A 17,936-nucleotide genomic window follows, 5' to 3' on the forward strand; every position below is an offset into this window, starting at 1 on the left:
CCGCGCTCCCCGGGCGCGGCGGGCGGCTGAAGATCACGGTGGCGACGGCGGTCATCGCCGTCGCGGGCGTCGGCGGCTGGCTGGTCGTCTCGGGCGACGGCGGCGGCGGGGACGGCGGCGGAGGCGGCGACCGCTCCACCACCTCGGAGCCGTAGGGCCTCGGAGCCGTAGGAGCCTCGGAGCCGTAGGGCCCCGCCCGGGGTTCCGCCCCGGGCCCCCGGCAGGGTTCCGCCCCGGGGCCGCCGGGCTCCGCCGCCGGGTTCCGTCCCGCCCGTATCCCCGGTCACGTGCGCCCCGTACCCGGTTCGCACCCGGGATCCGGCATCCCGCGCCCACGCGCCACGGATGGCTGGCGTATACAGCGGTACGCTGGTGGGGTGGCAGCACCTGATGTATCCGAATCGCTCAAGGCACTCAGTTCCACCATGGACTCCATCGAGGCCGTACTCGACCTCGACAAGCTGAGGGCCAACGTCGCCGTGCTCGAAGAGGAGGCCGCGGCCCCCACCCTCTGGGACGCCCCCGAGAACGCGCAGCAGGTGACCAGCCGGCTCTCCTTCCTGCAGGGCCAGTTGCGCAAGACCGAGGAGCTGCGCGGGCGGATCGACGACCTGGAGGTCCTCTTCGAGCTGGCCGAGAGCGAGGGCGACGCCGACGCGCAGCGCGAGGCCGAGGACGAGCTGTCCGACGTCCGGCGCGCGGTGGAGGAGCTGGAGGTGCGCACGCTGCTCTCCGGGGAGTACGACCAGCGCGAGGCGATGGTCAACATCCGCGCGGAGGCGGGCGGCGTGGACGCCGCGGACTTCGCGGAGCAGCTGCAGCGCATGTATCTGCGCTGGGCCGAGCACAAGGGCTATCCGACGGAGGTGCTGGACACCTCGTACGCGGAGGAGGCCGGCATCAAGTCGACGACCTTCGCCGTCAAGGCGCCGTACGCGTACGGCACGCTCTCCGTCGAGCAGGGGACGCACCGCATGGTGCGGATCTCCCCGTACGACAACCAGGGCCGCCGCCAGACGTCGTTCGCCGGCGTCGAGGTGCTGCCCGTCGTGGAGCAGACCGACCACATCGACATCCCGGAGAACGAGATCCGGATCGATGTCTTCCGCTCCTCCGGGCCCGGCGGCCAGTCCGTCAACACCACGGACTCCGCGATCCGGATCACGCACCTGCCGACCGGCATCGTCGTCTCCTGCCAGAACGAGAAGTCGCAGATCCAGAACCGCGCCGCCGCCATGCGCGTGCTGCAGGCCCGGCTGCTCGCCAAGCGCAAGGAGGAGGAGCAGGCGAAGCTGAACGCGCTCAAGGGCGACAGCGCCGGCTCCTGGGGCAACCAGATGCGGTCGTACGTGCTCCAGCCGTACCAGATGGTCAAGGACCTGCGCACGGAGCACGAGGTGGGCAACCCGCACGCCGTGCTCGACGGCGAGATCGACGGCTTCCTGGAGGCGGGCATCCGCTGGCGCAAGCAGCAGGAGCAGGCGGACGCCGACGGCTGATGCACACCGCTGTCCGGCGGTGTGCGCGGACCCGGTCGGTCCGTTTCAATTCCACGGCTGACCGCGGGCATTGCGAGTGTCACAGTCGTGCACCACTTACCCCGGACAATGGCCGGAAAAAGGTACAACCCCGTCTCAACTCGCTTGACGCTCCCCCGAATAACGGAGAGGCTGACGGCCGAGCTTTGTAGGTGTGTGGGGTTCGTGTGACTCAGGGGGGCAAGCCCGCCGCGAACAGGCCCCGTACCGACGCCAACCCACTGACGAGTACGGCTACTGGGGGTAGCGAGCAATGACGAACAAAGTGCGCGTACGGGTGGCGCGAGTCGCCGCCAGCGCGCTGATCGCCGGGGGCGCCTCGCTTGCCGCCGCCGGTGCCGCGCAGGCCACCGGCGATGACGGTGGCGACAGCGGTCGCCAGGGCATCGGACTTGAGATCAACGCCATCGGCGGCGGTGGCGAGGACACCGACGGCGGCGACACCGACGGCGGCGAGGTCGCCGGGGTCGGCGGTGTCGACGACGGTGGGACCACGGACGACGGCGGTACGACCGACGACGGCGGCACCACGGACGACGGTGGCACGACCGACGACGGTGGGACCACCGATGACGGTGGGACCACCGATGACGGCGGTACGACCGACGACGGCGGCACCACGGACGACGGCGGCACGACCGACGACGGTGGGACCACCGACGACGGTGGGACCACCGACGACGGTGGGACCACCGACGACGGCGGCACCACCGACGACGGCGGCACCAGCAACGGCACCACCAACGGCGGTGCCGACGACGGCGGTGCCGGCGACGACGGCGGTCAGCAGACCACCGGCGGCCAGCAGACCACCGGTGGCACCGGCGGCGACACCGGCTGTGAGCTGGACGACGACAGCGTGATCTGCGAGACGGAGTCGACCTCCGGCGGCAGCGAGCCCTCCCCGGCCGGCGACAGCACGCCGGAGGAGCAGCTGGCGGACACCGGTTCCAGCGGCACCACGTACCTGCTCGTGGGTGCGGCCAGCATCATCGCGGGTGGCGTCGGCTTCCGGCTGCTGCCGCGGCTGATGACCCGCAACGAGACGGCTGCCTGACCCGCAGGGCACACCCGCGCCGTACGGCGAGACGGAGGAAGGGCCCGGAGCGATTCGCTCCGGGCCCTTCCGCGTGCTTCGTCGCTTTTCGCCAAACGTTCGATCACCAGAATGTGATACGTCTCACATCAAAAGCGGGCCGCGCGGGCTCCGCGGGCCCGCGGCTACGCCGTCCGCTGCTGCAGGAACAGCACCGCGGCCACGGCCGCCAGCAGCGCCACCAGTATCCACACCGCGGTCGGCGGCACGCCGTGCCAGCCGCCTTCCTGGCGCATGCGCTCCCTGCTCGCCCGGCAGACGGGACAGCGGCCTTCGCTCACGGGTCCCGCACAGTTCGCGCAGACCAGCCAGTCGCGTGTCATGTGCTTCCTCCTCCCGCTTCGCTCTCGGTACCTCGCAGTGCCGCTTGGCGCCCCGCCGGCTCCACTCCTCCTCCTACCACTGTGCCAGGTCCGGACCGATTCGGCGCGGGTCACCGGATGCCCGCCCGGACACCGGGTGGTTTGTCCGTGACGAAACGCACCAACCGCCCACGTCGACTGCGCGCTCCCGGCGCAGTCGCGTAAGGTCACCTCCGACCGCGACAGGGAGCCCAGCGTGATCCGATTCGACAACGTCACGAAGATGTACCCCAAGCAGAACCGACCCGCGCTCCAGGACGTCTCGCTGGAGGTCGAGCGCGGTGAGTTCGTGTTCCTCGTGGGGTCGTCCGGCTCCGGCAAGTCCACGTTCCTGCGGCTCATCCTGCGTGAGGAGCGGACCACGCACGGCCAGGTGCACGTGCTCGGCAAGGACCTCGCCCGGCTGTCCAACTGGAAGGTGCCGCACATGCGCCGCCAGCTGGGCACCGTCTTCCAGGACTTCCGGCTGCTGCCGAACAAGACCGTCGCGGAGAACGTCGCGTTCGCCCTGGAAGTGATCGGCAAGCCCCGCGGCCAGATCCGCAAGACGGTTCCCGAGGTGCTCGACCTCGTGGGCCTGTCCGGCAAGGGCGACCGCATGCCCGGCGAGCTGTCCGGCGGTGAGCAGCAGCGCGTCGCCGTCGCCCGGGCCTTCGTCAACCGGCCCATGCTGCTCATCGCGGACGAGCCCACGGGCAACCTCGACCCGCAGACCTCGGTCGGCATCATGAAGCTGCTCGACCGCATCAACAGGACCGGTACCACCGTGATCATGGCCACACATGATCAGCAGATCGTCGACCAGATGCGCCGGCGCGTCATTGAACTCGAGTTGGGGCGGCTGGTGCGCGACCAGTCGCGCGGTGTGTACGGCTACCAGCACTGAGCTGCTGCCGCCCCCGGAGCTGAAAGGACGGGCATGCGCGCCCAGTTCGTCTTCTCGGAGATCGGTGTCGGTCTCCGCCGCAACCTGACGATGACCTTCGCGGTGATCGTCTCCGTGGCCCTGTCGCTGGCCCTGTTCGGAGCCTCCTGGCTCATGGGCAAGCAGGTCGACACCATGAAGGGCTACTGGTACGACAAGGTCAACGTCTCCATCTTCTTCTGCAACGAAGTGGACGCCGAGACCTCGGACAACTGCGACAAGGGCGCGGTCACGGCGGAGCAGAAGAAGGAGATCCGGAACGACCTGGACGCCCTGGACATCGTCGAGAGCGTCCACTACGAGTCCAGCGAAGAGGCGTACAAGCACTACAAGGAGCAGTTCGGCGACTCCCCGCTGGCCTCCTCCCTCACGCCGGACCAGATGCAGGAGTCGTTCCGCGTCAAGCTGACGGACCCGGAGAAGTACGAGGTCATCACCAGCGCCTTCGCCGACAGACCGGGCGTGCAGGAGGTGCAGGACCAGCGCAACGTGCTGGAGAGTCTGTTCAACCTGCTCAACGGCATGACGTACGCGGCGGTCGGCGTGATGGCGCTGATGCTCCTGGTGGCGATCATGCTGATCGTCAACACCGTACGGGTGTCCGCGTTCAGCAGGCGCCGGGAGACCGGGATCATGCGGCTGGTGGGCGCGTCCAGCGTCTACATCCAGCTGCCGTTCATCGTCGAGGCCGCCGTCGCCGGCCTGATCGGCGCGGGCTTCGCCGCGGTGCTGCTGGTGGGCGGCAAGCACTTCCTGATCGACAACTGGCTCGCGGACAAGATCCTGTTGATCAACTTCATCGGCTGGGACGAAGTGATCCGGGTGCTGCCGCTCGTCGTCGCGATCGGCCTGCTCATGCCGGGCATCGCCGCGTTCTTCGCGCTGCGCAAGTACCTCAAGGTCTGACAATCAGGGTGGGTGTGGCGTAGGCCACGTGTGTGCCGTGCCGGGGCCAACTCCCCGTACGGCACCCGCCGCTGTCCTACACTCAGCGGCATGTCGGGCTCGTCTGACAGCGCCAGGCCCCGCAGCGCCTTCCGCCGCGGGGCCTCCCTGACGTTGGTCTTCGTCAGCGTGCTGGCCACCGGCGCCGCCACCGGGTCCTGGCCCGGCGAGAACCCCCGCGCGCCCAAGGTGCTCACCGGCCACGTCGCCGAGGACCCGGTCCACGGGCCGCGGGACGACGAGAGCGGTACCGCCGACTCCGCCGGCGACCTGGTCAGCCGCAGCGGAGACCGCTGGTCGACGGCGTACAGCGCGCGCGAGTACGCGTCGCTGCAGCGGATGCTGGCGGGCAAGTACGTCGGCGTCGGGCTGTGGATCAAGACCGACGCGGCCGGCCGGGTGGAGATCGCCCAGGTCGGCCCGGACAGCCCGGCCGCCGCCGCCGGCATCCGCACCGGGGACACCCTGCGCGCCGTCGACGGCACGCCGGTCGCCGGCCGTCCCGTCACCGAGGTCGTCGCGCTGCTGCGTGGCGACGAGCTGGGCGAGGGGGCGCGCGGAAGCACGACGGTGCTCGCGCTGCAGCGCGGCGAGCGCCGCTGGGCGCGGCCCGTGCGCCGGGTGGAGCTGGAGACCGAGCCCGTGACCGTACGCCGGGAGGAACCCGCGGACGACGGCGTCACCGCCGCCGTGATCCGGGTGGAGAGCTTCACCCGCGGCAGCGGCGCCGAGGTCCGCCGGGCCGCCGCCGCGGCCCGCGGCAGCGACGGCCTCATCCTCGACCTGCGGGGCAACTCCGGCGGCCTGGTCGTCGAGGCCGTCGAGGCCGCGTCGGCCTTCCTGGACGACGGCGTGGTCGCGACGTACGACCTGGACGGCCGCCAGCAGGCGCTGTACGCGGACCCCGGCGGCGACACCGGGACCCCGCTGGTCGTCCTCGTCGACGGCGGCACGATGAGCAGCGCCGAGCTGCTCGCCGGGGCGCTGCAGGACCGCGGCCGCGCCGTCGTCGTCGGCACCAGCACCTTCGGCAAGGGCTCGGTGCAGCTGCCGAAGGCCCTGCCCGACGGGTCGGTCGCGGAGCTGACGGTCGGCGAGTACCGCACCCCCGGCGGGCGCAGCCTGGAGGGCGTCGGGGTCACCCCGGACCTCGACCTCGCCGTCACCGACGCCGACCGGGACGCCGAGGAGGAGGCCCGTACGGTTTTGAGTGGCCTCGGGAGCGGCGTCTAGGCGACAATGGCCCGGCTATGGGTAAAGACACGGGTCGCAAGCTGATCGCGCAGAACAAGAAGGCGCGGCATGACTACCTCATCCTCGACACGTACGAGGCGGGGCTGGTGCTGACGGGCACCGAGGTCAAGTCGCTCCGGCAGGGGCGGGCTTCGCTCGCCGACGGCTTCGCGCACCTCGACGGCGGCGAGATCTGGCTGCACAACGTGCACATCCCGGAGTACTCCCAGGGCACGTGGACGAACCACACCGCGCGCCGCAAGCGCAAGCTGCTGCTGCACCGCGCCGAGATCGACAAGCTCATCGGCAAGACGCAGGAGAGCGGGCTGACGATCGTCCCGCTGGCGCTGTACTTCAAGGACGGCCGGGCGAAGGTCGAGATCGCGCTGGCGCGCGGCAAGCGGGAGTACGACAAGCGGCAGACGCTGCGCGAGAAGCAGGACCAGCGCGAGGCGCAGCGGGCGATCTCCGCGGCCCGCCGCAAGTTCCGCGGCTGACCTGCGCGGACGTGGGCGTCCGGCGGTGGAATACGGTGGCATCCGGGGGCGTTCCTCCACTACGATGGCACCAGCGGGCCCCGCGGCGGGCCGCGCACCTTGAAAACACCACATGGGGATGATCGGTTTCGACAGCGGCTGTCGGAACAGGGGAAGCGAGCCGAGGAAGCGGCCATGATCTCGTTAACCACAGGCCGAAACAAATAATCGCCAACACCAAGCGCGATTCCTTCGCCCTCGCTGCCTGAGCAGCGACTTCGCGAAGTGTCAGCCCGGGGCTGTTCCCGACCCGGATCCTGGCATCAGCTAGGGAACTCCACTGCTAAACCCGGTCACGGGGCGTAGCAGGACACACCACAGTGACTGAGCCCGTCGGAGACTTGTCCGCGTGATCTCCGGGGCCGAGAAAAGCGAAGCGGACTGCGCTCGGAGAAGTCCTGTCCCTGCACCGTTGGACGCGGGTTCGATTCCCGCCATCTCCACGAAGACGAAGGCGACGTGTGCCCGCGGAAAGCGCGGGCCCGTCGCCTTCGTCGTTTCTGCGCGGCTTCGCCGCGCGGAGCGGGGGCCTCGCCACCCGCACCCCGTGGGCGGGGTGGGCCCGCGCCCGTGCAGCGGAGCCGGTCAGAGCGAAGGCGGGGGGTCGGGGAGGCGTTCGATGGCGAGGAGGGCGGCGTCGTCGGGCAGCTGGCGGCCGGCGTGCCGGAGCAGGTCGGCGCGCAGGGCCGCGACCAGGTCGTCCAGGCCGCGCTCGGCGTGCCGGGCGGCGCTCTCGGCGAGGGGGAAGTAGACGCCGTTCTCGTCCCGGGCCTCGATGAACCCGTCCGTGTAGAGCAGCAGCCGCTCGCCGGGGCGGAAGTCGATGGTCTGGGGGACGGGCAGGGTGCCCACCAGCCCGCCGAGCCCGATCGGGACGCCGGGCCGCTCGGGCGGGTGCGTGGTGACGAGGCCGCCGCCGATGAGCAGCGGCTCCGGGTGGCCCAGGTGCACGATGCGGGCGACGGGCTCGTCCGCGGGGATCTCCACGAGCAGGGCGGTGGTGAAGCGTTCGCTGTAGTCCTCCGCCGGGTCGTCCCGGTCGATCTCCCGCACGGCCGTCTCCTCCATGCGCCCGGCGACCTCGCCGATCGTGGGCTCCCGGTACGCGGCCTCCCGGAAGCACCCGGTCAGCACGGCGGAGACCCCGACGGCGGGCAGTCCCTTGCCCCGTACGTCGCCGATGAGCACCCGGGCGCCGTGCGGGGTCTGCAGCACCTCGTACAGGTCCCCGCCGATCTGCGCCTCGGCCTCGGCGGCGAGGTAGACGCTGCGCACGGCGAGGCGGTCGATGCGCGGGGGCGGCGGCCGCAGCAGCGCGAGCTGCGCGGTCTCGGCCACGGACCTGACCTGCTTCAGCTCGGACTCGCGCCGCTCCCGGATGACGGACGCCACGACGCTGGCCACGCCCACGGCGGTCAGGGACGCGAGGGTCATGTTCGAACTCTTGTCGCCCCACACGCCGTGGTACAGGTTGAGCCCCGCGGCCAGCGCGCCCGCGGCGACGGCGACCGCGGCGGTGGCGCGGACGGAGACGGTCGCCGCGGCCACGACGGGCGCGGCGGCCAGCAGCGGCGCGGCCGGCGGCCCGGCGGGGGTGGCGAGGTCGGCGATCACGACGGCGGCGAGGATCAGCAGCGGGTACAGGACGTGGGGGACGGGGGACGTGCCGTGCGGAGCGGGGGTCTCGGCGCCTCCGACATCGCGGCGGTGGCCGCCGCGCGGCGGGAGTCGCATGGCGATGGCGTCCTTAGCTTGCTTGTGAAGTTTGTCTGCTTCTGAGGCTTATATTCTGACTTTTCGAGGATAGGGCACGGCAGGGGAGATGACGCGGCCACGCGACCCGATCGGGGCCGGTCGCGTGCGGTCAGCGGGCCCCGGGCGCGGCGCGCAGCGCCAGCAGCTCGGGCGCGGCGATCTCCACCGTGCCGCGGGCGTACGTCACCACGCCCTCGCGGCGCAGGCCGGACAGCGCGCGGTTGAGGGTGACCCGGGTGACGCCGAGCTGGTCGGCCAGCGCCTGCTGGCCGCCGGGGAGGGGCACGCGGCGGGAGCGGAGGCGGGCGGCCTCGGCCAGCAGCCAGGCGGCCAGCCGGGCCGCCGTGGGGAGGGTCGCCGCCCGAGCGAAGCGGGTCTGCTGGTCGCGGGCCTGGGCGGCGAGGGTGCGCAGGACGTGCGCGCGTACGGCCGCGGTGTCGTCGACGAGGGCGAGGAAGTCGGCCCGGGGCAGGCTGCGCACGGTGCAGGGGGTGAGGGCGGTGAACGTCGCGGTGTGGCCGCGGCCGTCGATCACCGCGACCTTGTCCAGCGCACACGGCCCCGGCCACGCCCCGATCCGTACCACCCGCCCGGCCGCGGAGACGACGGTCGCGGCGACCCGGCCGTCGAGCAGCAGGAGCAGCCGCCCGGCCGGTTCCCCGGCGGCGCGCAGGACCTCCCCGGCGGCGTAGCGCCGGGGGACGGAGCCGTGCCAGACGGCGTGCAGCCGCTCGGCGGTCAGGTCGCGCAGCAGCGGGACGGCGCGGAGGACGGCGGGCGGCGGGGGGCCGGCACCGGCCGTCGCGCCGGGCTCCGCGCCTGTCGCCGCAGCCCTCGCGTCCCGTGTATCGGGCGATACATCTCCCCTCACACCCCCGACCGTACCGTCGCCTCCATGCTCGTACTCGAACTGCACTTCACCGCCGCCCCCGACCGCCTCGCCGCCCGGCCCGCCCACCGCGAGCGGCTCGCCCGCCTGCACCGCGACGGGATCCTCCGCGCCGCCGGCCCCTGGGCCGACGACTCCGGGGCCCTGCTCGTCTTCGACACCACCCGCGACCGGCTCGACGCGATCGTGGCCGACGACCCCTACTACCGCACCCCCGGCGTGCGGGTCGTGGGCGTACGGGAGTGGACCCCCGTCATCGCTCCCTGACGGCGGCGCCCCCGCCCCCCCCGGCGCGGCGGTGCTACGCGGCTCCGGCCGCCGCCGGGGGGACGCGGCCGAGCAGGGTCGCCGCGAGGGCGGCCAGCGCCAGCGCACCGCCCAGCCACAGCACCGACCGGGTGCCGAAGCCGTCCACCAGCCGGCCGCCCGCGAAGGCCCCCAGCGCGATGGCCCCGTTGAACACGGCCACGAACAGGGAGGTCGCGCCCTCCCGCGCCCGCGGGGCGGCCAGCCCCAGCCAGGTCTGGGTGCTCACCGACACGCCGCCGTAGGCCAGGCCCCAGACGACCAGCAGGACCGCCGCCCCCGCCACCGACAGCCCCAGCAGCGGCACGAGCAGCAGGGAGGCGGCCAGCGTGGCGCCGATCGCCAGCACGGTGCCGCGCAGCGACCTGCCCGCTCGGGCGCCGGCCGCGAAGGTTCCGGCGATGCCGGCGATCCCGTACGCCAGCAGGAGGGCGCCGATCAGCGACGCCCCGACGCCCGAGACGTCCTCCAGGATCGGCCGCACGTACGTGAACGCGGCGAAGTGGCCCGTCACCAGCAGGAACACCACCGCGAGCCCGGTGGCCACCCGGGCGTTGCCCCACAGCCGCAGCACACCGCCGAGCGCCACCGGCTCGGCGGGCAGCGGCGGCAGCAGCACGGCCATGGCCGCGGCCACGAGCAGCGCCAGCACGCCGACGGCGAGGAACGCGGTGCGCCAGCCGGCCAGTTCACCGAGGTACGCACCGGACGGCACGCCCACGACCGAGGCGACGGCGACGCCGCTGAAGATCAGCGAGGTCGCCGGCCCGACCGACCCGGCCGGGACCAGCCGCACCGCCAGCCCGCCGGCCAGCGACCAGACCCCGCCCAGCCCGACGCCGACCAGCACGCGGGCCGCCGTCATGACCGCGAAGTCCGGTGACCAGGCGGCAAGCACGTTGGCCGCGGTCAGGAGCACCAGCAGCCCGCACAGGACCGTGCGCCGGTCGATCCGGCCCACGGCCGCGGTGACCAGCGGCGCGGACAGCGCGGCGACGAGCCCGGTGACGGTCAGCGTCAGCCCGGCCGTGCCTTCGCTGACGTCCAGCGAACCGCGGACCGGCGTGAGCAGTCCGACCGGCAGCATCTCGGACGTGACCACGGTGAACGTGCCGGCCGCCACGGTCGCCACCGCGGGCCAGCCGCCGCGCGGGGGGTGCCCCGGCGTGGGCGCGTACCCGGACCGCTCGTCGACTCGTGTCATGTCTTCAGCCATGCCCGGCCGGACGGCGGAGAACAAGCCCGCCACCCGCACCTGTCCGCCCCCCGGCGACCGGCCCGCGCCGCGGGTCCGCCCCGGCCCCGTACGACCTACCTGATGTTCCGCGTGTCCGCCTCCACCTCCGCCAGGTACTCCGCCATCGTCACCGGCCGCCCCCGCACCCCCGGCCACCGCTGCCACGGCCGCGGGCCCTCCGGCCGCCGGTACTCCACGCCCAGCGCCTCCAGCCGCCGCAGGTGGTGCGCCAGCCGCTCCGCGAAGTCCGCCGGTCCCGCTCCGCCGCGCACCACACCGTCTCGGCGAACGCGCTCAGCCGCGGGAACGCCTGGTAGTCCAGCGCCCGGACGTTGTCGATCGCCTCCGTCCACAGCCCGCACTGCGCGCCGATGACCAGGTCCGCCGCCGGCGTGCCGGCCAGCTCCGCCGGCACCGGTTCGAAGGCGTGGACCTCTTCCACCGGCAGCACCGTGCCCACCGGCACCGGTTCGTCCGGGGAGTCCGGGCACTACGAGTTCGGCACCTGGGCCCGCGCCGGCGGCGGCTGGACCGCGGACGGCAGGTGGGCCATCGACAGCGAGCGCAACGTCGAGACCCTCGGCTTCCTGCAGGACCTCGCCCGCCGCGGCTACACCCAGCCCAACCCCGGCCAGACCAACCGCCCCGACGGCACCTGGCCGCTCTTCGCGCAGGGCAGGGCGGCGATGGTCTACGGCGCCTTCGGCGCGCGGGCGTTCCTGGACCTGATCGAGGAGGGCGACGTCGACTACGGGCTCGCCGTGCACCCGGTCAGCCACGGCGCCGAACCCGTCGCGCACGGCATCCAGGACTATCTGATGGCGTTCCGGAAGTCCGGGAACCGCGAGCTGGTCCGCGACTTCCTCAGCTTCTTCTACCGGCCCGAGAACTACGTGCCGTACCTGAAGACCGAGGGCCTGCTGCCGACGACGCGGTCCGCGGTCGACGTGCTGAAGGACGACCGGCGGGTCGGCCGGTACGTGGGGATGACCGGCCGGGCCCGGTTCGACCCCACCACGCGGCCGGTCTGGGCCGAGCTGCTCGGGGTGATGGGCAACGACCTGGGCAAGGCCGTCAGCCAGAACGAGCCGCTGGCGAAGGTGCTCCGCGAGTTCCAGGCCATCGCCGTCTCCGGCGGCTGACGGCGGACCCGGGGCCGGCCCCCTCCCGAACCGGCCCCGTGCAGATCGTCCGCGGCGGGCGGCCGTCCTCCCGCCCGCCCCGGACACCACCGCGCTCAGCCCGTGCGGTGGTTGCCCTTCACCACCAGCGACGGCAGCCGCACTACCGAGTCGTCCTCGGCGACCACGGCGAGCGCCAGGGTGTTGCGCCCGTCGGCGCGGAGCAGCCCCGCCGGGAGGGTGAAGTCCCGCTGCGGGCCCACCCCCGCGCCGTACTGACCGACGTTCCAGCCGTTGAGGTACATCAGCAGCCGGTGCCCGGCGGGCGGCTCGCCGAACCGCAGGGCGAGGGCGGTGTCCTGGCCCCGGGGCAGGCCCGGGCGGAACGACGTCCGGTACCAGGAGACGGTGCCGGCCGCGACGTCCGGACCGGCCCGGCGCCAGTCGCCGGACGCGGGCGGCCGCGGCAGGTGCCAGCCGTGCCGCTCGCCGTACAGACCGCCGGTGTTGAGCGGACCGCGCTTCCGGTCGGCTAGGTCCTCGCCGCCGCGGGCGCCCTGGATCTTCCAGGAGATGTCCGCGCCCGAGCCGGGCAGCTCGGCCCGCACCAGGCCGCGTGGCTGCTTGAAGCGGGTGTCGTCGGCGATCCAGTCGTCGTTGTGGCCCATGTTCTGCACGAGCACGGAGACGACCACCTCCTCGCCCGGGGCGGCGTCCGGCAGCGTGAACGTGCCGGGGCCGGGGTCCTCGTTGACCGGCGGGTCGGAGTCCGCCTGGACGCCGCCCTGCGCCGAGCCGAGGTAGCGGCCGTCGGCCCACACCTGGTAGATCCCGCGCCGGCCGGTGATCGCGTTCAGCTTCAGCTCGGTCTCGTCCCCGGTGGCGGTGAACCGGCCGCGGTACCACAGGCTGCCGTGGTGGAAGCCGTGGTCGTCGGCGTGCAGCGTCGAGTCCGCGTCCTTCCACCCGGAGTCGTCGAAGCGGGGGGCCACCTCCGGCGCGCCGGCCGCCTGCCGCCACCTCGCCGGCTCCGACAGCTCCGGCAGTCGCACGGGCCGCGGCCCCGGCAGGAACGCGGTCAGCGAGCCGCTCGCGGTGCGCCGGGCGCGCACCGGCGCGCCGTTCACCGTCATCCGGCGGGCGTCGGTGAACACCTCCACGCGGCCGGGCTCCCCGGTGTCCGCGCGCAGCCGCGCGGTGCGGCCGCGTACGCGGGCGTCCCGCAGCAGGTCCGTGCCGCGCACCAGGACGCCGTCCGCGCTCTGCCAGAACTCCGCCGCGGTGGCGTCGGTGCCGAGCAGGAGCAGCAGCGGCGGCCGGCCGCCGCCGGTGATCCGCACCCGGGTCAGGCCCTCGTGCACGTAGTCGAGCGTCAGCTCTCCCCGCCCGCGGGCGTACGAGACGTCCGCGTCACCGGCGAGGACCTCGGCCTTCGGCCGCGAGCCGTACTCCAGCACCGTCCGTCCGGCCTCGCCCGCGCGCCCGTACAGCAGCGCGACGTCCCGGCCGCCCGTCCGCGTGTGCGTCATCAGCTCGGAGCTGGAGAGCGCCAGCCGCTGCCCGCCGAAGGGGTAGTCGGAGAGCAGCACCTTGGCGTCCCGGCCGTCGACGCGCACCGGCAGCCTCCGCCCGTCGCCGTAGTCGAGGACGGCGGAGTCGTCGGTGGTCGCGGGCGGGTCGGCGTGGCGCAGCAGGGTGAAGCGGGCGCCGGTACGGGGGTTGACGCGGCTCGCGGTCTCCAGCGCCGGGTTGTCCGGGGCGGGAACCTCCGCGGGCGCCGCCGCGTCCGTCTCGGTCAGGTGCCCGGACGCCGCCCGCAGGAAGTGCGACTGGAGCTTGAACTCGTCGTACTTCCCCGTCAGCTGCCGGTCCTCGGTGATCATCGCCCCGTAGTCGTACGAGGTGTAGACGTCGTTCGGCTGCGCCAGATAGCCCCAGTTGGTGCCGCCGAAGCCCATGTAGTAACTGAAGAGGGTGGCGCCGCTCTTGATCAGGTTGGATTTGTAGAAGTACTTCATGTACGCGGGGCCGGTCAGCTGCCGGCACGCCTCGTAGCCGGCGTTGTTGAGGTCGATCGCCCCGCCCTGGTACTCGGCGGCGTACACCGGCGCGTCGTCCTTCAGCCGCCGGGTGATGCCGTCGCTCCACGGGCCCCAGACGGTGTCCGCGTCCTGGCACTCGAAGGACTGCGGGTAGTCGTCCAGGCCGGGGATGTCGACGGCGCCCAAGCCCTCCGCCCAGGTCGGCGTCCAGGACGCCTGGCAGCACTGGTTGTGGGTGATGGGCACGTCGACACCCTGCGCGTGCGCGAGGTCCTGGAGGTCCTGCATGTACTGCGCGTCGGTGTTCTGCGCGTACTCGTTCTCGACGTTGTAGAGGACGACCGGGCCGCCGCGGGTGAGCTGGTGCGGCACGATGATCCGGTTGATCTCGGTCAGCCACTCCCGGTACGCGGCAGTGTACCCGGCGTCCGAAGAGCGGGCCCGCCCCTCGACGTTCTTCAGCCAGGCGGGCAGCCCGCCGCCGCTGGTCTCGGCGTTGATGTACGGCCCGGGGCGGACGACGGCGTACAGCCCGACGTCCTCGACGACGTCGAGCAGCCGGTCGACGTCGCGGACGCCGGTGAAGTCGTAGACGCCGCGCTTGGGGGAGTGGTAGCCCCAGTGGAAGTACAGGGACACGGTGTTGAACCCGGCGGCCTTGTACTTCTCCAGCACGTCCCGCCAGGTGTCCGGCGACGGCAGCCGGAAGTAGTGGAACTCGGCGCCCTGGAGGAGGGTCCGCTCGCCGTCGATGAGCAGCGAGTAGCGGTCGTAGGAGACGGTGTGTCCGGGGCCGGCGCCGGGTCCGGTGCCGGTGCCGGTGTCGGCGCGGGCGGCGGGCGCCGGCGCGGCGTCCGGCGACGGGCCGCCGGGCGCCAGCCCGAGGCAGGCCGCCGCGGCGAGCGCGAGTAACGTCGCGAGCAGGCGGCGCGGCCGCGCGCGGCGGCGGGTGGCGTGTGGGTGCATGACGCTTCCTTCCGTGCGAAGGGCGGAGTGCCCCGGGCTCGCGGGCGTCAGGTGCCCGCGAGCCCGGGGCCGTAGCGGGTCAGCGCAGTGAGAAGTCGGCCAGGCGCAGGCCCTCGGACAGGACCAGGTACACGTCCTGCCGGCGCCAGGCGCCCTTCAGCGCCGCCGTGACCTCCGTGTACGCGTACCGCGAACCGGTGCTCTCGACCTGGACGGTGCCCGCCAGGCGGCCGTCCGGGGCGCCCAGGCGCACCTCCACCGTGCCCGCGCCCGGCGATTCCTTCGCCACCCGGGCGGTCAGCCGCCGTGCCCCGCGGCGCAGGAGTTCCGCGTCGGCGAACAGCAGCCACGCACCCTCCGACTCCGCGCCCACGGCCGTGCCCCGCGGCTTCGCCTCGTCGACCAGCCGCACGCCCGCGTAGTCGTCGAAGTTCTCCGCCCGCGTCGGCCGGCGCAGGTTCCGCGGCGGCACCGTCTCGCCGTGGACGTCCAGCTCCGTCCGGCCCCGGATGTCCCCGGACGAGGCGCCGACCAGCACGTCGTACGTGCTGCGCTCCACCACCCAGCGATCCCGGGTCACGTCCCAGTGCGCCAGCGCCCGGCGGGTCAGCGGCAGCGTCACCGTCCGCGTCTCGCCCGGCTTGAGCCACACCTTCCTGAAGCCCTGCAGCTTCTTCAGCGGCTGCTTCACCCGCGAGCTGCGCTGCCGCGTGTACAGCTGCACGACCTCCGCGCCCGCCCGCCGGCCGGTGTTGGTGATCGACACCGCCACACCGCCGCGCCGCAGCCGCGGGCGGCCGTAGCGGAACGTGGTGTACGACAGGCCGTGGCCGAAGGGGTAGAGCACGTCGCCGGTGAAGTACTGGTACGTGCGCTCGTACTTGATGTTGTCGTACTCCAGGATCGACGGCAGGTCGTCCGTGGAGCGGTACCAGGTCTGGGTGAGCCGGCCCGCCGGGTTCACGTCGCCGAACAGCACGTCCGCGAGCGCGCGGCCGGTCTCCTGGCCCGCGTGCGTCGTCCACACCAGGGCGGGGACGTGCTCCTGCTCCCAGGTCAGCGTGGTGGGGTAGCTGTTCTCCACCACCACGACGGTCTTCGGGTTGGCCGCCCGCACCGCCCGCACCAGCGCCGACTGGCTTGCGCCCAGGCCCATGTCCTCCCGGTCGTCGGTCTCGCGGGCGTTGATGAACGGCATCGAGCCGACCACGACGACCGCGGTGTCCGCGGCCCGCGCCGCGGCCACGGCCTCCTCGACACCGTCGCGCAGCGTCTCCAGCGTGTAGCGGGAGGCTTCGGCCACGGTGCCGAGGACGAGCGCGCCGTCCTCGCGCGCGCGGACGTAGACGGCATCGCCGAACCAGTCCTCGTAGCCCGCGTACCGCAGCACCACCGTGCCGTCGTCCTGCTCCTCCGGCCGGAACAGCTGGGAGACGAACCAGCCGTTGGGCTGGTCCTGGTCGTTGTAGAACTGGCCGTCGCGCAGGCCGACGACCTTGCCGTTGGCGACGGCCCGCAGCGTGACGACGCCCTCGCCCCAGCCGAAGAGGTCGAACTGCTCGGTCTCGCCGGCCGCCGCGGCGTCCTCCGCCAGCGCCGCGCCCGCGTCGCCGGTGCCGGCGGTGACGTAGCGGCCGGTCGCGGCGTTCTTCAGCGCGATCCGGTCGACGCCCTCGCTCGTGGCCACCTCGGCGCCGGCGCCGAGGCGGTCGGTGATGCCCTTCAGCGGGGTGATGGCGTAGGGCAGTTCGCCCGAGTACCAGTCGGTGTAGAGGGTGTCGGCCAGCGGGCCCACGACGGCGACCTTGCGCAGCGCCCCGGCGTCGAGCGGCAGTGCGCCGTCGTTCTTCAGCAGCACGACCGCCTCGGCGGCGGTGCGGCGGGCCAGCCTGCGGTGGGCGGGGCTGTCGATGACGGACTTGTCGAGGTGTCCGTACGGGCCGCCGTCCTCGTCGAAGTCGCCGAGGCGGGCGCGGATGTCGAGGATGTGCCGTACGGCGGTGTCGATGTCCCGCTCGGTGAGCAGGCCCTGCGCCAACGCCTCCGTGACGGCCGTGATTGTCGGCTCGCTGTTTTCGCCGTCGGTGGTGAAGCTGTCGAGACCGGCCTTGAGGATGGCGGCGTCGGCCTCGGCGAGGGTGCCGTAGTACTTCTGCGAGCCGGTGGCCGTGAGGTTGTTGGGCGCCCAGGCGTCGGTGACGTTGAGCAGGGTGCGGTCGGTCCAGGTGCGTACCGAGTCGTTGAGGTCGGTGACCGTGCAGGGGCGGCCGTTGACCAGGTTGTACGCGGTCATCACGCCGCACGCGGCGTCGGCGGAGATCGCCGCCCGGTAGGCCGGCTCCTCGAACTCCTTGAGCACCCGCGGGCGCAGGTCCGAGGAGGTCTGGTCGCGCCGCACCTCGTTGTTGTTGGCCAGGTAGTGCTTGACGAGCGGTGCCGTCTTGAGATTGTCGGGGTCGCCGCCGGTGAGCCCGCCCGCGTAGGCCGTGGAGACGACGCCGGTCAGGTACGGGTCCTCGGAGTAGCCCTCCTCGTTGCGGCCCCAGCGCGGGTCGCGCAGCAGGTTCACCACCGGTGCCCACACGTTCAGGCCCCAGCCCGCCGGGCGCTCCTGCTGCAGGCCGCGCACCTCGTCGCCGACGGCGTCGCCGACCTTGCGGATCAGGTCGGGGTCCCAGGTGGAGGCGAGGCCGATGGCCTGCGGGAAGACCGTGGCGGGTCCGAGCCAGGCGAGGCCGTGGAGCGCCTCGGTGCCGGTGCGGAACGCCTTCATCCGCAGCCGGGGGATGGCCGGCTGCCACTGGTGGAGCAGGGATATCTTCTCGTCCAGGGTGAGCTTGGCCAGCAGCTCGCGGACGACTTTGCCCGTGGCGGCCCTGGTGCCGGCGGCCGGCGCGGCGGTGGCCGGTCCCGCCGCCGCGCCGACGAGGGCCGAGGCGAAGGGGACGGCCAAGGGTGCGGCGAGAACTGTTCTTCGTTTCACGT

Annotated in this window: 15 protein-coding genes and 1 other RNA gene; 9 read left to right on the plus strand and 7 right to left on the minus strand. The window is 73.1% G+C overall.

Annotated features, from left to right (window positions below; genetic code table 11):
* Positions 1 to 377: 377 nt before the first annotated feature.
* Together prfB and ABD317_RS05235 are read left to right on the plus strand one after the other, a co-directional pair.
* Positions 378 to 1,499, plus strand: coding sequence for a peptide chain release factor 2 (prfB, locus tag ABD317_RS05230; RefSeq protein WP_344288294.1), 1,122 nt, complete (start codon positions 378 to 380; stop codon positions 1,497 to 1,499).
* 292 nt (positions 1,500 to 1,791) lie between these two features.
* Complete coding sequence (locus tag ABD317_RS05235) at positions 1,792 to 2,595, plus strand: hypothetical protein (RefSeq protein WP_344288296.1); 804 nt, start codon at positions 1,792 to 1,794, stop codon at positions 2,593 to 2,595.
* 164 nt (positions 2,596 to 2,759) lie between these two features.
* On the opposite strand, the gene ABD317_RS05240 is transcribed toward ABD317_RS05235, so the two are convergent.
* Positions 2,760 to 2,957: a hypothetical protein gene (locus ABD317_RS05240; RefSeq protein WP_344288298.1), complete on the minus strand. Its 198-nt coding sequence runs from the start codon at positions 2,955 to 2,957 to the stop codon at positions 2,760 to 2,762.
* A gap of 235 nt (positions 2,958 to 3,192) precedes the next feature.
* Here ABD317_RS05240 and ftsE point away from each other — a divergent pair, with 235 nt between their 5' ends.
* The 5 genes from ftsE (at position 3,193) to ssrA (ending at position 7,081) form a co-directional block, all read left to right on the plus strand.
* Positions 3,193 to 3,882 carry a cell division ATP-binding protein FtsE gene (ftsE, locus tag ABD317_RS05245; RefSeq protein WP_027754387.1) on the plus strand — a complete coding sequence of 230 codons (690 nt, stop codon included), beginning with the start codon at positions 3,193 to 3,195 and terminating at the stop codon, positions 3,880 to 3,882.
* Positions 3,883 to 3,915: 33 nt separating this feature from the next.
* On the plus strand, positions 3,916 to 4,827 hold the full coding sequence (gene ftsX, locus ABD317_RS05250) for a permease-like cell division protein FtsX (RefSeq protein ID WP_344288302.1): 912 nt from the start codon (positions 3,916 to 3,918) through the stop codon (positions 4,825 to 4,827).
* A gap of 153 nt (positions 4,828 to 4,980) precedes the next feature.
* Positions 4,981 to 6,099 carry a S41 family peptidase gene (locus ABD317_RS05255; RefSeq protein WP_344288374.1) on the plus strand — a complete coding sequence of 373 codons (1,119 nt, stop codon included), beginning with the start codon at positions 4,981 to 4,983 and terminating at the stop codon, positions 6,097 to 6,099.
* A 17-nt stretch (positions 6,100 to 6,116) separates the two neighbouring features.
* Positions 6,117 to 6,596, plus strand: coding sequence for an SsrA-binding protein SmpB (smpB, locus tag ABD317_RS05260; protein ID WP_027754384.1), 480 nt, complete (start codon positions 6,117 to 6,119; stop codon positions 6,594 to 6,596).
* A 114-nt stretch (positions 6,597 to 6,710) separates the two neighbouring features.
* Positions 6,711 to 7,081, plus strand: a transfer-messenger RNA (tmRNA) gene (gene ssrA / locus ABD317_RS05265).
* Between the two features lie 139 nt (positions 7,082 to 7,220).
* Here the strand turns inward: ssrA and ABD317_RS05270 are convergent.
* Together ABD317_RS05270 and ABD317_RS05275 are read right to left on the minus strand one after the other, a co-directional pair.
* Complete coding sequence (locus tag ABD317_RS05270; RefSeq protein WP_344288305.1) at positions 7,221 to 8,369, minus strand: PP2C family protein-serine/threonine phosphatase; 1,149 nt, start codon at positions 8,367 to 8,369, stop codon at positions 7,221 to 7,223.
* A 130-nt stretch (positions 8,370 to 8,499) separates the two neighbouring features.
* On the minus strand, positions 8,500 to 9,261 hold the full coding sequence (locus tag ABD317_RS05275; protein ID WP_344288307.1) for a Crp/Fnr family transcriptional regulator: 762 nt from the start codon (positions 9,259 to 9,261) through the stop codon (positions 8,500 to 8,502).
* Positions 9,262 to 9,285: 24 nt separating this feature from the next.
* On the opposite strand from ABD317_RS05275, the gene ABD317_RS05280 reads away from it, so the two are divergent.
* A complete protein-coding gene (locus tag ABD317_RS05280; RefSeq protein ID WP_027754382.1) occupies positions 9,286 to 9,546 on the plus strand; it encodes a YciI family protein in 261 nt (86 codons plus the stop codon).
* Positions 9,547 to 9,580: 34 nt separating this feature from the next.
* On the opposite strand, the gene ABD317_RS05285 is transcribed toward ABD317_RS05280, so the two are convergent.
* Together ABD317_RS05285 and ABD317_RS05290 are read right to left on the minus strand one after the other, a co-directional pair.
* Positions 9,581 to 10,717: an MFS transporter gene (locus tag ABD317_RS05285; RefSeq protein WP_344288376.1), complete on the minus strand. Its 1,137-nt coding sequence runs from the start codon at positions 10,715 to 10,717 to the stop codon at positions 9,581 to 9,583.
* Between the two features lie 232 nt (positions 10,718 to 10,949).
* Positions 10,950 to 11,288, minus strand: coding sequence for a family 20 glycosylhydrolase (locus ABD317_RS05290; RefSeq protein ID WP_425582275.1), 339 nt, complete (start codon positions 11,286 to 11,288; stop codon positions 10,950 to 10,952).
* Between ABD317_RS05290 and ABD317_RS05295 the strand changes: the two genes are divergently transcribed.
* Positions 11,194 to 11,964, plus strand: a complete 771-nt coding sequence (locus ABD317_RS05295; protein ID WP_344288309.1) for an extracellular solute-binding protein — start codon at positions 11,194 to 11,196, stop codon at positions 11,962 to 11,964. The genes ABD317_RS05290 and ABD317_RS05295 overlap by 95 nt on opposite strands.
* A gap of 95 nt (positions 11,965 to 12,059) precedes the next feature.
* Here the strand turns inward: ABD317_RS05295 and ABD317_RS05300 are convergent, their stop codons facing one another.
* Entirely contained in the window at positions 12,060 to 14,951 is a 2,892-nt protein-coding gene (locus ABD317_RS05300) for a beta-galactosidase (RefSeq protein WP_344288311.1), read from the minus strand.
* Between the two features lie 79 nt (positions 14,952 to 15,030).
* Positions 15,031 to 17,934 carry a glycoside hydrolase family 3 protein gene (locus tag ABD317_RS05305; protein ID WP_344288313.1) on the minus strand — a complete coding sequence of 968 codons (2,904 nt, stop codon included), beginning with the start codon at positions 17,932 to 17,934 and terminating at the stop codon, positions 15,031 to 15,033.
* Between the last annotated feature and the right edge of the window lie 2 nt (positions 17,935 to 17,936).

It is taken from the genome of Streptomyces synnematoformans, assembly GCF_039531005.1.
In the GTDB taxonomy this organism is placed as follows: Bacteria; Actinomycetota; Actinomycetes; order Streptomycetales; family Streptomycetaceae; genus Streptomyces; species Streptomyces synnematoformans.

What these genes read in the sequence shown, in the direction of transcription:
- ABD317_RS05235 (WP_344288296.1), top strand. Translation starts at nt 1,792, where the DNA reads ATGACGAACAAAGTGCGCGTACGGGTGGCGCGAGTCGCCGCCAGCGCG.
- ABD317_RS05240 (WP_344288298.1), bottom strand. Translation starts at nt 2,957, where the DNA reads ATGACACGCGACTGGCTGGTCTGCGCGAACTGTGCGGGACCCGTGAGC.
- ftsX (WP_344288302.1), top strand. Translation starts at nt 3,916, where the DNA reads ATGCGCGCCCAGTTCGTCTTCTCGGAGATCGGTGTCGGTCTCCGCCGC.
- smpB (WP_027754384.1), top strand. Translation starts at nt 6,117, where the DNA reads ATGGGTAAAGACACGGGTCGCAAGCTGATCGCGCAGAACAAGAAGGCG.
- ABD317_RS05270 (WP_344288305.1), bottom strand. Translation starts at nt 8,369, where the DNA reads ATGCGACTCCCGCCGCGCGGCGGCCACCGCCGCGATGTCGGAGGCGCC.
- ABD317_RS05280 (WP_027754382.1), top strand. Translation starts at nt 9,286, where the DNA reads ATGCTCGTACTCGAACTGCACTTCACCGCCGCCCCCGACCGCCTCGCC.
- ABD317_RS05295 (WP_344288309.1), top strand. Translation starts at nt 11,194, where the DNA reads ATGACCAGGTCCGCCGCCGGCGTGCCGGCCAGCTCCGCCGGCACCGGT.
- ABD317_RS05300 (WP_344288311.1), bottom strand. Translation starts at nt 14,951, where the DNA reads ATGCACCCACACGCCACCCGCCGCCGCGCGCGGCCGCGCCGCCTGCTC.